General features: G+C 62.1%; 16 protein-coding genes. 13 read left to right on the top strand and 3 right to left on the bottom strand.

The window, feature by feature from the left end; genetic code table 11:
• Positions 1–135 precede the first annotated feature (135 nt).
• Complete coding sequence (locus DWB85_RS17870; RefSeq protein WP_117957252.1) at positions 136–834, top strand: DUF3313 family protein; 699 nt, start codon at positions 136–138, stop codon at positions 832–834.
• Between the two features lie 24 nt (positions 835–858).
• On the opposite strand, the gene DWB85_RS17865 is transcribed toward DWB85_RS17870, so the two are convergent.
• Positions 859–2,562 (bottom strand): hypothetical protein, encoded by a 1,704-nt coding sequence (locus tag DWB85_RS17865; RefSeq protein ID WP_117957250.1) that lies wholly within the window; start codon positions 2,560–2,562, stop codon positions 859–861.
• Between the two features lie 130 nt (positions 2,563–2,692).
• On the opposite strand from DWB85_RS17865, the gene DWB85_RS17860 reads away from it, so the two are divergent.
• Positions 2,693–4,042 (top strand): serine hydrolase domain-containing protein, encoded by a 1,350-nt coding sequence (locus DWB85_RS17860; RefSeq protein ID WP_162846190.1) that lies wholly within the window; start codon positions 2,693–2,695, stop codon positions 4,040–4,042.
• A gap of 17 nt (positions 4,043–4,059) precedes the next feature.
• On the opposite strand, the gene DWB85_RS17855 is transcribed toward DWB85_RS17860, so the two are convergent.
• Positions 4,060–5,076: an LLM class F420-dependent oxidoreductase gene (locus tag DWB85_RS17855; protein WP_117957248.1), complete on the bottom strand. Its 1,017-nt coding sequence runs from the start codon at positions 5,074–5,076 to the stop codon at positions 4,060–4,062.
• A gap of 152 nt (positions 5,077–5,228) precedes the next feature.
• Between DWB85_RS17855 and moaC the strand changes: the two genes are divergently transcribed.
• From moaC to DWB85_RS17815, 8 genes are all read left to right on the top strand, one after another.
• Entirely contained in the window at positions 5,229–5,714 is a 486-nt protein-coding gene (moaC, locus tag DWB85_RS17850; RefSeq protein WP_117957246.1) for a cyclic pyranopterin monophosphate synthase MoaC, read from the top strand.
• A complete protein-coding gene (locus DWB85_RS17845) occupies positions 5,714–5,968 on the top strand; it encodes a MoaD/ThiS family protein (protein WP_117957244.1) in 255 nt (84 codons plus the stop codon). The genes moaC and DWB85_RS17845 overlap by 1 nt, the downstream gene beginning before the upstream one ends.
• A 1-nt stretch (position 5,969) precedes the next feature.
• Complete coding sequence (moaE, locus tag DWB85_RS17840; protein WP_205422796.1) at positions 5,970–6,431, top strand: molybdopterin synthase catalytic subunit MoaE; 462 nt, start codon at positions 5,970–5,972, stop codon at positions 6,429–6,431.
• A gap of 87 nt (positions 6,432–6,518) precedes the next feature.
• A complete protein-coding gene (locus DWB85_RS17835; RefSeq protein ID WP_117957242.1) occupies positions 6,519–6,995 on the top strand; it encodes a flavin reductase family protein in 477 nt (158 codons plus the stop codon).
• Positions 6,996–7,076: 81 nt separating this feature from the next.
• Positions 7,077–7,634 carry an NUDIX hydrolase gene (locus tag DWB85_RS17830; RefSeq protein WP_117957241.1) on the top strand — a complete coding sequence of 186 codons (558 nt, stop codon included), beginning with the start codon at positions 7,077–7,079 and terminating at the stop codon, positions 7,632–7,634.
• A 3-nt stretch (positions 7,635–7,637) separates the two neighbouring features.
• Positions 7,638–8,123, top strand: coding sequence for a thioredoxin-dependent thiol peroxidase (gene bcp, locus DWB85_RS17825; protein WP_117957239.1), 486 nt, complete (start codon positions 7,638–7,640; stop codon positions 8,121–8,123).
• A gap of 283 nt (positions 8,124–8,406) precedes the next feature.
• Complete coding sequence (locus tag DWB85_RS17820) at positions 8,407–9,162, top strand: glutathione S-transferase family protein (RefSeq protein ID WP_117957236.1); 756 nt, start codon at positions 8,407–8,409, stop codon at positions 9,160–9,162.
• An 8-nt stretch (positions 9,163–9,170) separates the two neighbouring features.
• A complete protein-coding gene (locus DWB85_RS17815; RefSeq protein ID WP_117957234.1) occupies positions 9,171–9,623 on the top strand; it encodes a nuclear transport factor 2 family protein in 453 nt (150 codons plus the stop codon).
• A 75-nt stretch (positions 9,624–9,698) separates the two neighbouring features.
• On the opposite strand, the gene DWB85_RS17810 is transcribed toward DWB85_RS17815, so the two are convergent.
• Positions 9,699–10,199 (bottom strand): MarR family winged helix-turn-helix transcriptional regulator, encoded by a 501-nt coding sequence (locus DWB85_RS17810; RefSeq protein ID WP_117957232.1) that lies wholly within the window; start codon positions 10,197–10,199, stop codon positions 9,699–9,701.
• Positions 10,200–10,460: 261 nt separating this feature from the next.
• On the opposite strand from DWB85_RS17810, the gene yajC reads away from it, so the two are divergent.
• From yajC to DWB85_RS17795, 3 genes are read left to right on the top strand one after another with little or no spacing between them, the layout of a single operon-like run.
• Entirely contained in the window at positions 10,461–10,796 is a 336-nt protein-coding gene (gene yajC / locus DWB85_RS17805) for a preprotein translocase subunit YajC (protein ID WP_117957230.1), read from the top strand.
• Between the two features lie 6 nt (positions 10,797–10,802).
• Positions 10,803–11,804 carry a 1-aminocyclopropane-1-carboxylate deaminase/D-cysteine desulfhydrase gene (locus tag DWB85_RS17800; protein WP_239017381.1) on the top strand — a complete coding sequence of 334 codons (1,002 nt, stop codon included), beginning with the start codon at positions 10,803–10,805 and terminating at the stop codon, positions 11,802–11,804.
• Between the two features lie 42 nt (positions 11,805–11,846).
• Positions 11,847–13,184: an alanine/glycine:cation symporter family protein gene (locus tag DWB85_RS17795; RefSeq protein WP_117957228.1), complete on the top strand. Its 1,338-nt coding sequence runs from the start codon at positions 11,847–11,849 to the stop codon at positions 13,182–13,184.
• Positions 13,185–13,238 lie beyond the last annotated feature (54 nt).

Raw genomic sequence — 13,238 nt, 5'->3', positions numbered from 1 at the left:
CTCCAACTCCGGAAGGCCTAATATTAATCCTGCGTGGGACATCGGTGTACTCTCCATTAAACGAACTTCGCAAATTCAGTTTAATGAACATCGGTGTCCCCCGTTAATGATGAAGAGCCAAAACCAGGAGAAACCATGAAAAGAGATATCGGCTACTTGGCTGTTGCAGCCCTGTTTGCGGCTGTCCTGTCCGGCTGTGCCAGCACCGGGCAGGAGGAGCCGGAAGTGACTCATGACGGGCTGCATCTGGTCCACGACACCACCTTTGCCGCAGTTTACCTGAAGCCCGGGGTCGATCTGTCGGTGTATGAGAAGTACGGCGTGACAGATTGCCAGGTGGCGTTCCGCAAGAACTGGCTGCGAGACCAGAATACCAGTCGCATGATGCTGACTAACCGGGTCACCCAGAAAGATATGGACCGAATAAAGAGCAAGCTGGGAGAAGACTGCGAGGAAAAGTTTCGCGATGCCCTGCTGAAAGACCCGGCCTACACCCTGGTAGAGGAATTCACCCAGGGTGAGGAGGTGCTGATCTTGCGGCCCAGTATCATTAACCTCGATGTCAGTGCGCCGGACACCAACTATCCGGGTATCGAGCGCAGCTATACAACCTCGTCCGGCGAGATGACCCTGTACCTCGAGCTGCTGGATGCGACCACCGAGGAGATCCTGGCGCGGGTTATCGACCGCCGGGAAGATCCGGACGATCGCGTCATGATGTGGACCAACAGCGTGACCAACAAGGCCAACGCCGACCGTATTCTCAAGCGCTGGGCCAGCCAGCTGCGCGAGGGCCTGGACCGGGCCCGCAGCATGCCGGTCACGGGCGGCTGAGGATAGTCTCCACCGGCCTGCCGCTTACGCCGCCAGGCCGGATGTTTCCAGTGGCCGCTCCCGGTGTAGCAGAATCCACTCGGCGTGTTCTTCCAGGCAGGTCTCCCCCAGCGCCTTGAGTATCGCGCAGCGGGTCTCCCTGTCCTGGCTTTGTTCCAGCTTCTCGCTGGCCACGGAAAAGGTGCGGAACATGAACAGGTATTGCTTGGTCAGTTCCTTGTCGGCTTTTTTGTAGGCATAGGCCTCGCGAATACCCGCCAGCAGCGGCAGCAATCCCATCATGATAAACAGCACGTTGGTGCTGTGCTCGCCCAGTTCAGCGGCCATGAACAACAGGTACAGGGCGGTGCTGATGCCCGCCCAGAGGGTGAGCTGGCCGAACAGGGCATCGCGCTTCAGTTTGTTCGCCCGGGCCTGGCCGGCATCGTGGTAATAGGCCAGTTGCCCCGCGTTGGCCCAGGCTCCTCCCACCCAGTGCTCAATGGCCAGCGCCAGACCCTGTTCCAGCTTGCAGGTATTGGCTCTGCCAGCGGTGCTGACGCTACGCATCATGTGGCGTATCCACACCAGCTCCACATCCTGCTTCTGCATCAGGTTGTCATAGGTGAATGCGGTGCCGTGAAAGTCTTCCACGTCCGCCAGGCACCAGTAGAACTGCACTCGCAGGCCCTCTGCCAGGGCCCGGTAATCCAGGTACTTGCGGTGCCAGCTCAGCCAGTTGGCCAGTTTGTTAACGCACCAGGCGGTGAAGAAGCAGGCCAGAAACGCGGGCAGCAGAAAGGCAAGCTCCTGGTACTCGGAGTAGGTCAGGAAGCTGAAACCCATTAAAGCGGCCAGCGCGTGGGTGAGCACCAGTTCCCGGACCACCAGTTGCCGGTACAGAATGGCGAGTCGGTCGGCCACGCGATACACGCTGTCTATTGCGCTAAGGTCGGGTTGCTCGCGCATTGCCTCATGGGTCAGCAGGCTGTCCCCGGATGATTGGATCAGCGCGGCGTGGCGGTTGGCGTCGCGCTTGAATACCACCATGTGCTCAAATGCAGCGCGATAGCGGCGCGGCATATCCAGTCCGGGATACGCCGAGTTGCTGCTCAGCCAGCGGCCTACGCGCTGCTGTTCACTGTCATCGCGGGGGCAGTGGATGTGGTAGACAAGGTCATTTTCTTTCTCCGCGAGCAGGTTGCGGGCCTGTTCCAGCGAAGGCAGGCCCGGCATGACGTCCTGTAGCTGGTAATGCACCACGCTGGCGGTGCCACCGGGTTCAGCGGACTCGCGCCCGTCCCAAAGGGCCAGCAGCATGTGGGTATGGCTGGCGATATACATGCCCAGCTGGGCGTATTGCCGGTTGCGAGCTTCGCCATGGTCGCGAATATTATCCAGGGTGTTGCCCGGCGCCAGGGGCAATTCATAGCTGTCGCAGCGGGCCAGGGTGCTGCGAAATTCCGCCAGCACCGCGGGCTCGAAGTCCTGCTCGTAGAGCTCTGCGGGCATGGGCAGGGGGGCTTCGAGTCGTATGCCCATATCCAGCGCGACCTTTGCCACCAGCATATCGCCGCCCTCTGCCAGGGGGTTCACCAGCACAATCGGCAGGGAGGGAAACTGTGAGCGCAGACGCTGCAGGAACTCCCGCACCTGCTGCTGCACGTTGCCCGTATCGGTGTAATTGAGGTCCCGGTGCGCGGTTACGCCGACCTTCAGGCAGATGTTGTTATTGAAATCGTCGATCATTCCCTGTCACTCGAATAAATCATCCCTGCCGCAAAGCATAGCAGAGGGCACCGCGACCGCTGCCCTGGCGGGCTATGAGAGTGCTGGCCATTCTGCGAAAATGTCGACCCCTCTACCGACTGGCCCCCGCGTGAAAAGACTGCTGTTGCTGACCCCTGTAGCCCTGCTTGGATTGGCCCTGTTGCTGCTGCACCTGGCGGGAATCCCCCTGCGCGGGCTACCGGAGATGGCAGCCGTGGGCACCGGCATGACCGCCAAGCTCAGCTGTTCCGGCTACTATATCTCCGGCTTCACCGATGAGCGCAATCGCGCCGATATCAGTACTTATTCACCGGCCACGCTGCTGATAGACGTGCAGCACGAGCCCCCTGACACGGTGGTGGCCAGCTGCGGTTCCGTTGTCGCCAAAGCGCGTTATTATCCCGGCCTGGGTTGCACCCTGGTACACCGCGGCATGGTCAATCTCGCCACCCTCGAGATGCCTGCTGTTAACCGGCCATCCGGGCAATGGCCGGTTGGAGAAGAAGTGGGCGAGCCCGATGAGGCCATGCAGTCACTGCTGGTCAGTACCCTGATCGAGGACAGCCAGCAGGGCCTGGACACCCGGGCACTGCTGGTGGTGCAGGGCGGCCGGGTGATCGCTGAAGCGTACGGCGCTGGAATCACCCCCGATACCCCGCTGCTCGGCTGGTCCATGGGCAAGAGCCTGACCGCGCTGCTGGTTGGCCGGCTGGAAGCGCTGGGCAAAATACAGCGCAGCGATTCCATTCTGTTTCCCGCCTGGCGCGCAGATGCCCGTCGGGATATCACCGTGGCAAACCTGCTGCAAATGTCGTCGGGGCTGGAGTTCAGTGAGCCCTACGTCCCGGGCAATGATTCAACCCGCATGCTGTTCGCTGCCCCCAGTGCCGCCGAGGTGGCGCTGGCCAGCCCACTGGTGCATCTTCCCGGCAGCCACTGGTACTACTCATCGGGCACCAGCAACCTGCTCACCCGGCTGGTCTCCGACCGGCTCGGCGCCAGCCCGCAGGCCCTGGTGGACTTCTTCGCCCGCGAGATCGCCGCGCCGCTGGGCCTGCGCAATACCGTTTTTGAGCTGGATGCCAGCGGGGTATACCTCGGCAGTTCATTCGTTTATGCGCCTGCCCGCGACTGGGCCAGAATGGCCCTGCCCATGCTCAACAACGGCCGGGCCGGTGGCAGTCAGTGGCTGCCGCCGGGCTGGGTGGCGGATGCCGCCATGCCCAATCCGAGTGCTAACGACAGGCGCTATGGCTACCAGTTCTGGTTGAATGGCGGCGGCGCGCGCCTGCGCTGGCCGGAGCTGCAGGCAGACGCCTATGCCATGTCAGGTAATCGCGGGCAGTCGGTGATGATCTTCCCGGACCTGGACGCCATTGTCGTGCGCCTGGGGTGGACCGCGGGCGATTACCCGGTAAATGAAAAATTCCAGCCCATCCAGGCGCTGCTGAAGCGCTAGCCGAGAATAGCCCGGGGCTACAGTACCAGCTCCGCCATGTCCCGCAGCAGTTGCGGGTCGCCGTTGATCAGCAGGCTGGTCACTGGCGAGTTCTGCCAGTCCTGGAGTTTTTCCCGGATGCGCGCTTTCGGGCCGCAGAGGGAGATTTCATCGGCAAACTGGTCGGGCACCGCGGCCACGCCTTCATCGCGCTTGCCCGCCAGAAACAGGCGCTGGATGTCTTCCGCCTCGTCCGGAAAACCCATTCTCGCCATCAACTCTTTGTGGAAGTTGCGTTTGGCCGCGCCCATGCCGCCGATATAGAAGCCGAGCATGGCTTTGACGGGGTACAGGGCCTGTTCCAGGTCGTCGTTGATAGAGACCATCACCGTGGGAGAGATTTCAAAGCCTTCGCGGGCGTCCAGCAACTGGTCGGCATAGACCTGCTGGCGATAGGGCGAGTAGTACAGTGGCAGCCAGCCGTCGGCGATCTGCGCCGTCTGGCTAACATTGCGCGGCCCCTCGGCGCCGATAAATATGGGCACATCGGCGCGGACCGGGTGAGTAATGGATTTCAGCGGCTTGCCCATGCCCCAGGCCCCCGGGCCGCGGTAGGGCAGGGGATAAAACTCGGCGTCACTGGTCACCGGCGCCTCCCGGGCCAGCACTTGACGGATGATGTCCACGTACTCCCTGGTGCGGGTCACCGGCTTGCTGTAGGGCTGGCCGTACCAGCCTTCAACCACCTGCGGGCCTGATACCCCGAGGCCGAGAATCATCCTGCCGCCAGAGAGGGCGTCCAGCGCCAGGGTGGCCATCGCACAGGCGGTGGGGGTGCGGGCAGACAGCTGCGCCACCGAGGTGCCCAGGCGGATCGTGGACGTCTGTGCGCCGATCCAGGCCAGCGGGGTAAAACAGTCATTGCCCCAGGATTCCGCGGTCCACACCGAGTCGAAGCCCAGGCTTTCCGCCTCCTGGGCCAGCCGGGTGTGGTTCTCACCGGGGCACAGCGCGCCCCAGTAGCCCAGTTGCAGTCCCAATTTGAGTTTGCTCATGCCCGATCCTCCCTGCTGGTAACAATGTAAGGCCGCGCCGGGCGTCGGGCAGCGTGGCCTTCGGCCAAAAAGCCTGACACATCAGCTCAGGACTGTCTTTCCCCGCCACCAACGGCTAGACTCTGCCGGCAGTGCTTGTAATGGGGAAAGCAATGAGCAAACTGACGCACCTGGATGAAAGCGGTTCCGCCCATATGGTCGATGTGGGCGCCAAGGCCGTCACCCGGCGTACGGCCATTGCTGGCGCGCGGGTATCGATGCTGCCGGCGACCCTGAAGCTGGTGCAGGAGGGTAGCCACAAGAAAGGCGATGTGCTGGCGGTGGCGCGAGTGGCCGGGATCCAGGCGGCGAAAAAGTGTCCGGATCTGATTCCACTGTGCCATCCGCTGATGCTCAGCTCGGTTGATCTCAGCTTTGAACTCGATGCGGCAGCCAGTCAGATCCTCATCGAGGCCTGCTGCAGGGTCGAGGGCAAAACCGGGGTGGAGATGGAAGCGCTGACGGCCGCCACGGTGGCGGCATTGACCATCTACGATATGTGCAAGGCGGTGGACCGGGGGATGGAAATCACCGGGGTCGGACTGCTCGAAAAGCAGGGCGGCAAGTCTGGCCTGTGGCGTCGCGGAGACCAGGCCTGATGCTCACGGTACTGTTTTTCGGTCGTTTCCGCGAGGAACTGGCCTGTAGCCGGCTGGAGTTGGAGCTGGATGCATCCTGCGCCAGCCTGGACGGGCTGCAGCACAAGCTGGTGGCCGAGCACGGTGAGCGCTGGCAACGGGTGCTGGGTCAGGACAACGTGATTCGCGCCCTCAATCAGGAAGTGGCAAGCGGCAACCCGGCGCTGGCAGACGGCGATGAAATAGCCTTCTTCCCCCCGGTGACGGGAGGCTGAAATGCAACTGAAGGTGCGGGTGCAGGAGGCGGATTTCGATGTCGGCGCGTTGCAGCGCGAATTGCTGTCCGGGGATGCCACCCATGGGGCCGTGGCAACCTTTACCGGCTATGTGCGCAACAGCAATGACGGCGGGCGGGTGGAAGGCCTCACCCTGGAACACTACCCGGGGATGACCGAGCGCAGCATTGGCAGTATCGTGGAAGAGGCTCAGGCGCGCTGGCCACTGCTGGCCGCGGGTATCGTGCACCGGGTGGGGCCATTGCGGCCGGGGGAGCAGATTGTCTGGGTCGGGGTCAGTGCCAGCCACCGGGAAGCCGCTTTTGCCGCCTGTGAGTTTGTCATGGACTACCTCAAGACCAGGGCGCCGTTCTGGAAGAAGGAGACCGGCCCCGATGGCAGTCGCTGGGTAGATGCCCGCCAGTCCGATACCGAGCGCGCCGGGCGCTGGCAGTCCCGGTAACAACAATAACCGAAACAGGGGATGCTGCCCGGGGCTTGTCCGGGTTCAAATACCCGGTTTACCTGAATCATCCTGTAAGGAGTACAAATGAATATTGATGGACGTGAACTGCGCAATGCCCTGGGTCGCTTCGCAACTGGAGTCTGTGTTGTCACCACGGTGGATAACAACGGTAATGCCCTGGGCATGACCGCCAATTCTTTTTCCTCCGTGTCGCTGGACCCGCCGCTGGTGTTGTGGAGCCTGCAGAACGGCTCCGACGTTTACCAGGCCTACGCCAGCCCCCGCCGCTTCGCGATCAATGTGCTCAACGACCAGCAAATGGACCTGTCCAACCAGTACGCGCGCAAGGGTGATCATATTCTGGACCCGGCGCATTTTCGCCAGGGTCGCCACGGCGCGCCCATTATCCGCGGCGCGCTGGTCAGCTTCGAGTGCGAGCTGCATGCAGCCCATGAAGGTGGTGATCACCTGATTATCGTCGGCAGGGTGCTGGACGTCAGCAGCAAGCCCGGCGGCGATCCCCTGCTGTTCTTTTCCGGCGCTTATCGCCAGCTGCACTGAAGCCCTCGCCGTTGCTGCGTATAGGCTCTATACTGGCGCTTTCCTGATACCGGGTCGGCGCCGAGGGCGATAAACCAATACATGAAGTTCTGTACCAGCTGCGGCAACACCGTTGCGCTCAAAATTCCCGCTGGCGATGATCGCGAGCGATTTGTCTGTACCCGCTGCGAGACCATCCACTACGTCAATCCGCGCGTGGTTGTCGGCTGTGTGCCCGTATACGAGGGCCGGGTGCTGCTGTGCAAGCGCGCTATCGAGCCGCGCCACGGTTACTGGACGCTGCCCGCCGGCTTTATGGAGAACGGGGAAACCACCCCGCAGGGCGCGGCCCGGGAAACCTGGGAAGAGGCGCGGGCGAGGGTGAGCAAGCTGGAGCTGTACCGGGTATTTGATGTGCCCTACATCAGCCAGGTGTACATGTTTTACCGCTGCGAACTGGACGATGGCGCCTATGGCGTCGGCCCTGAGAGCCTGGAAACCGCGCTGTACCGCGAGCAGGATATTCCCTGGGACGAGATCGCATTCCCGGTGGTCAGGGAAACCCTGCGGGAATATTTTGATGATGTGCGCGAGGGCCACTTCCCGGTGCGCGTGTCCGCAATCGAATACCGCCGCCGCAAACCAGAGAACGAGGAGTAACCCATGGCATTTCCCAAGATCGGCAATATGGCACCGGCCTTCACCCTGCTGGACCAGGATGGCAACAAGGTCAGCCTCAAGCAGTTCCGTGGCGACAAGAACGTGGTGCTGTACTTTTACCCCAAGGCGATGACGCCCGGTTGTACCGTACAGGCCTGCGGCATTCGCGACAGCAAGAAAGAACTGGCAAAACTGGATACCGTGGTGCTGGGCGTCAGCCCCGACCCGGTGGCACGCCTGGGGCGTTTTATCGACAAGCAGGGACTCAACTTCACCCTGTTGTCAGATGAAGACCACGCCATCACCGAAAAGTATGGGGCCTGGGGCCTGAAGAAGTTCATGGGCCGGGAGTTCATGGGCGTGCTGCGTACCACCTTCATCATCGGCAAGGATGGCAGGCTCAAGCACATTATGGACAAGGTCAAAACCAAGACTCACCACGACGATGTCATCGCCCTGGTGAAGGAACTCGGGCTGGACAAGGACTGACGGCCGGGGCCGGCAAGGGGTTTATGTCGCGGCCCGGCCCAGTCCGCTGCTGTGAATCTGTCGGTCCTGAGGCTTGAATAAAAATAGCAATTAAAACAGATGGATAGAGTTATAATCTTGCCCTGTTTCTAGGTGCGGTCGGCAAGCGGCAGGCTCAAGCCATCCGGCGAGCAGGCTGCTGACTTGCACATTGGGCGGGGAAGCGACTATGTTGGACTGCAGCCAAAATCACTGGCGGCAAGGCCACGCCAAGTGGGCGCCAGCCGAGCAGAGGGAGAAGTCGATGGAGTATATGTCGGTCACCGAAGCCCGGGAATGCCCTGGCCTGCGGGTCGTCCTCAGCACGGGCGTACCCGGGCCCTGGGGCGAGTCGATCAAGGCCATGCTGGCGTTCAAGGGGCTCGACTACCTGCCGGTTGCCCAGGAGGGTGGCGGTGAGAACCCCGAACTCATGGCCTGGACCGGGCAAACCGCCGCGCCGGTGCTGGTCAGCGAGGAGTTGCCACCGTCCTGCCACTGGCTGGATCAACTGATGCTGCTGGAGCGACTGCAGGCCGAACCGGCGCTGCTGCCAGTCGCCTGTGAAGCCAGGGCCCGGGCTATTGGCTTGTGCGCGCTTATCGCCGGCGCCGATGGCTTTGGCTGGCTGCGGCGCCTGCTGATGCTGCAGCCGATGATGGAGCGGGACAAGGTGCCTGCAGCCGGCAGGCGGCTGGCGGCGAAGTACGGCTACTCCCCGGCGGCGGTGCGGCAGGCCGCCCCGCGCTTGCGCCAGATCAGCCAGTACCTCGAGCAATGCCTGGTCAGTGCCGGCGGCGACTACTTCCTTGGCAGCGCCCCCGGCGCGGTGGACTTTTACTGGGCCAACTTCGCCGGCATGATCAAGCCACTGCCCCCGGAGCTCAGCCCCATGCCGGACTGGTTCCGCGCAATTTACACCAGCGCTGACCCGCAGTTGCTCGCCTGTCTCGGCGCGCCGCTGGAAGCCCATCGGGACAGGATGCACGAGCGGCATATAGCCACCCCCCTGGATTTTTAGGAGTCAGCATGCTTTCGCAACAGGAATTGTCCGACCGGCTGGAAATTCAGGACCTGGTCTACCGTTACGCCGAACTGGTAGACAGCAAACAGCTTGATGCCTTGCGCAGTGAGGTATTCACCGAGGACGCTCACATCGATTACAGCGCCATGGGTGGCAGTGTCGGCAATGTGGATGAAACCCTGGATTTTCTCAAGGCCTCCCTGACCGACGAACTGTTTCCCGCCAGCCAGCATCTCAACGCCAATATCCAGGTCCGGGTGGACGGTGACGGGGGGACCGGCAGGGTGATGTGTTTCAACCCCATGGTTATGGCCATGCCCGATGGCCAGCGCCAGACCATCCTGATGGGCCTGTGGTACCTGGATCAGTACCGTCGCACGCCGGCGGGCTGGCGCATCAGCCGCCGCGAAGAAGTGAAGAGCTGGGTTTTCAACGCCCCTGACTTTATGAACCTGTAATTGCGCCCCGTGCGAACACCAGCGGCGCCGCGCGCCGGTTACAGCTTTACACCGTAATCTGCACCGGCTCTGATTTCAGCGATTATCGGTCCAGGATTCCGGCAGGTATTCCAGCGCCAGTTTGTCCATCGCCACCCGCAGCTGTTCTTCCAGTTGCTGCAGTTCCTTCGCGCCGATCCTGCTTTCGTAGTGGCCGCGAGCCTGGTCCACGGCGGCGAGGCTGTCAGCGGCCAGTTTGACACCCAGCCGGGTCAGGCGTATTTCCCGGGCGCGCTTGTCGCTGTCGTCAATGCCGCGGGTGATGTAGCCCATCTGTTCCAGTTCCTTGAGCATTTTGCCCATGGCCTGCTGGGTGATCTGGGCCCGCTCCGCCAGTTCGCTGACTCGCACCGAGCCCATGCCCAGGTTGGCGAACACCTGGCTGTGGGCTGGCCTGATGTCCGGGTGGCCGCGCTCGGCGAGCTGACTGAAGATACGGCGCTCGTAATCGCGCGAAAATTCGCGCAACAACCGCGGCAGGTTATTGGACAGCCGGTAGGCGATTTCCCGGTTTGAATCGGCGACGCTTTTTTTCACTGGACCCTCGTTGGCAAGTCCCTGGCGGCAGGAGGCCGCTCTGGTTTTATTGTGTCGCGGATTTTACTCCCAAAAGTCCTGCCTGGCACACTTTAATGCGACCAACACAGGTTCAGGACTGATAATTTGAACGTTTAAGCGGGCCTTACCGTTATTTCGCTTTTTTTCGAACGGTACACGCAATTGCCCGTGGGGGCGAAACCCTGTACATTTAGCGCGTTTTTCACGCCCCCAGCGGGCATTCGCAACAAGGTATCAGTTATGAGTTTGTTTATTGCCAGCGCACACGCCCAGGCCAGTGGCCAGGCCCCCCAGGGCGGGGAACTGTTCCAGATCGGTTTCCTGGTGCTGCTGTTCGTGCTGTTTTATGTCATCGCCATCCGCCCCCAGCGCAAGCGCCAGAAGGAACACGCGGCGATGGTGGCAGCTCTCAACAAGGGTGATGAAGTAGTGACCAGTTCCGGTATTCTCGGCAAGGTAACGGCCCTGGATGAAAATTACATGGTCCTCAACGTCGCCAACAATGTGGACATGAAGTTCCAGCGCGTGCACTTGCATGCGGTCCTGCCCAAGGGCACCCTAAAGTCTATCGGTTAAGTTGTCGTGCCAGGCGCAACGCTCGTATACCCGCGCAAAATCGACCTGGCGCGCACGCCTACACCACTCCAACCACTGCACCGCGCCAGCGCCCGCTGGGGCGGTGGTCACCGCCTCTGGATCAAGCGCGACGACCTGACCGGTTGCGCCCTGAGCGGCAACAAAGTCCGCAAGCTCGAGTACATTACCGCCTACGCCGTGGATCAGGGTTATGACACCCTCATAACCTGTGGCGGCATCCAGTCCAACCACTGTCGGGCCACCGCCTTTGCCGGCGCCCAGCTCGGCCTGGACGTGCATTTACTGCTGCGCGGCCATGCCGATGGGCCGGCGGAGGGTAACCTGTTACTGGATCAGCTGGCCGGCGCCCAGGTCAGCTGCTACCCGGTGGGCGAGTACGTACGGCAGCTGGACGAGCTGTTCAGCCAGTGGCAGCAATACTACGCTGAGCGGGGAAAACGCGCGCTCGCCGTTCCTACCGGTGGCAGTGACGGTATCGGCGTGTGGGGCTATATCGCCGGGGCGGAGGAGCTGGGCGCCGACCTGCAGGCCGCTGGCATCGCTCGCGCCCATGTCGTCTGTGCCACCGGTTCCGGCGGCACCCAGGCCGGCCTCACCCTCGGCGCTGCCCTGCACCAGCTGCCCGTCACCGTGTGGGGCATTAATGTCTGCGACAATGAACGCTATTTTCTCGACAAGGTGGCGGCGGATGCCGAGGACTGGCGCCGGCGCTACCCGCACGTACCCCCGGTTCAGGCGCAGCCCCGGGTGTTGGACGGCTATGTGGGGGAGGGTTACGGCAAGGCCTCGCCGCAGGTCTTTGACCTTATTGCCGAACTGTGCCGGCTGGAAGGCGTGCTGCTCGATCCGGTCTACACCGGCAAGGCCTTTGCCGGCCTGGTCGCCGAGATTGCCGCCGGCCGGTTCAGCGGCTGCCAGGACATCGTTTTCATGCACACCGGTGGAATTTTTGGCGTGTTTCCCCAAAGTGGCGGCTTCAACTGCTAGTATCTGCAGTCATACCAACCATAATAAAGCAGGGATGAGCGCATGAGTGAATTCATTTCCACGATCAACAGCTGGGCCTGGGGGCCGGTGATGCTGGCGCTGCTGCTGGGCACCGGCCTGTACCTCAGCCTCGGCCTGCGCTTTCTGACCGTGCGCAAGATTCCACTCGCCCTGCGCCTGTTGTTGCAGGGGCGCCAGGGTAAAGGCAAGGGCGATATCTCGCCATTCAGCGCATTAATGACCTCCCTGTCGGCAACCATAGGTACCGGCAATATCGCCGGGGTAGCCACCGCTGTTGCCCTCGGCGGTCCCGGTGCCCTGTTCTGGATGTGGATAACCGCCCTGGTGGGCATGGCGACCAAGTACGCCGAGGCGGTGTGCGCGGTGACCTATCGCGAGCAGGACGAACAGGGCAACTACAGCGGCGGCCCCATGTACTACATCCGCAACGGCCTGCACAAACGCTGGCACTGGCTGGCCTATGCCTTCGCCCTGTTCGGATCCTTCGCCGGTTTCGGCATCGCCAACACGGTGCAGTCCAACTCCGTGTCCCAGGCGCTCAGTGATTCTTTCGCCGTGCCGCCACTGGCAACAGGCATTGTACTGATGTTGCTGGTGGGCGCCGTGGTGCTGGGAGGCATCCGGCGCATCGCCACCGTGGCGAGCTTGCTGGTGCCGATGATGGCACTCAGCTATATCCTGCTCAGTGTGCTGGTGATCCTGCTCAATGTCAGCGCCGTACCGGCCGCCCTGGTAACTATCGTCGACAGCGCCATGAACGGGTCCGCGGCCGCCGGCGGCTTTGCCGGGGCAACGGTATGGGCGGCCCTGCGTTTTGGCGTCGCCCGCGGCATCTTCTCCAACGAGGCCGGCCTTGGCAGCGCGCCCATTGCCCACGCCGCGGCGAAAACCAACCAGCCGGTGCAGCAGGGCATGATCGCCATGCTGGGAACCTTTATCGACACCCTGGTGGTATGCACGATGACCGGCCTGGTGATCGTCATCATGGATGTCATTCCCTCCGGCGTGAGTGGTGCCAGCCTGACCTCCATGGCCTTTGGCAACGCCTTTCCCGGCGGCGAGTATATTGTCACCCTCGGCTTGTGCCTGTTTGCCTTCACCACCATGATTGGCTGGTCTTTTTACGGCGAGCGCTGTGTGGTCTTCCTGGTGGGCGCACGGGGCGTGATGCCCTTCCGGGTGCTCTGGGTACTGGCGATCCCGGTGGGTACCGTGGTGCAGCTCGATATGGTGTGGCTGATTGCCGATACCCTGAACGCGTTCATGGCCATACCCAACCTGGTGGCCCTGATCCTGCTCGCGCCGCTGGTGTTCAAAATAAGCCGCGACTATTTCGCCGACCGCAGCACCGTGCACTGATTGGCGGGAGTTTGTCCCGGGTCAATGGTTCCCGGGGCGCGTTGTGATTTGATA

This window comes from Seongchinamella sediminis (assembly GCF_003457605.1).
In the GTDB taxonomy this organism is placed as follows: Bacteria; Pseudomonadota; Gammaproteobacteria; order Pseudomonadales; family Halieaceae; genus Halioglobus; species Halioglobus sediminis.
Note: the sequence above shows the minus strand (reverse complement) of the source record. Positions and strands in the feature narration are given on the sequence as shown.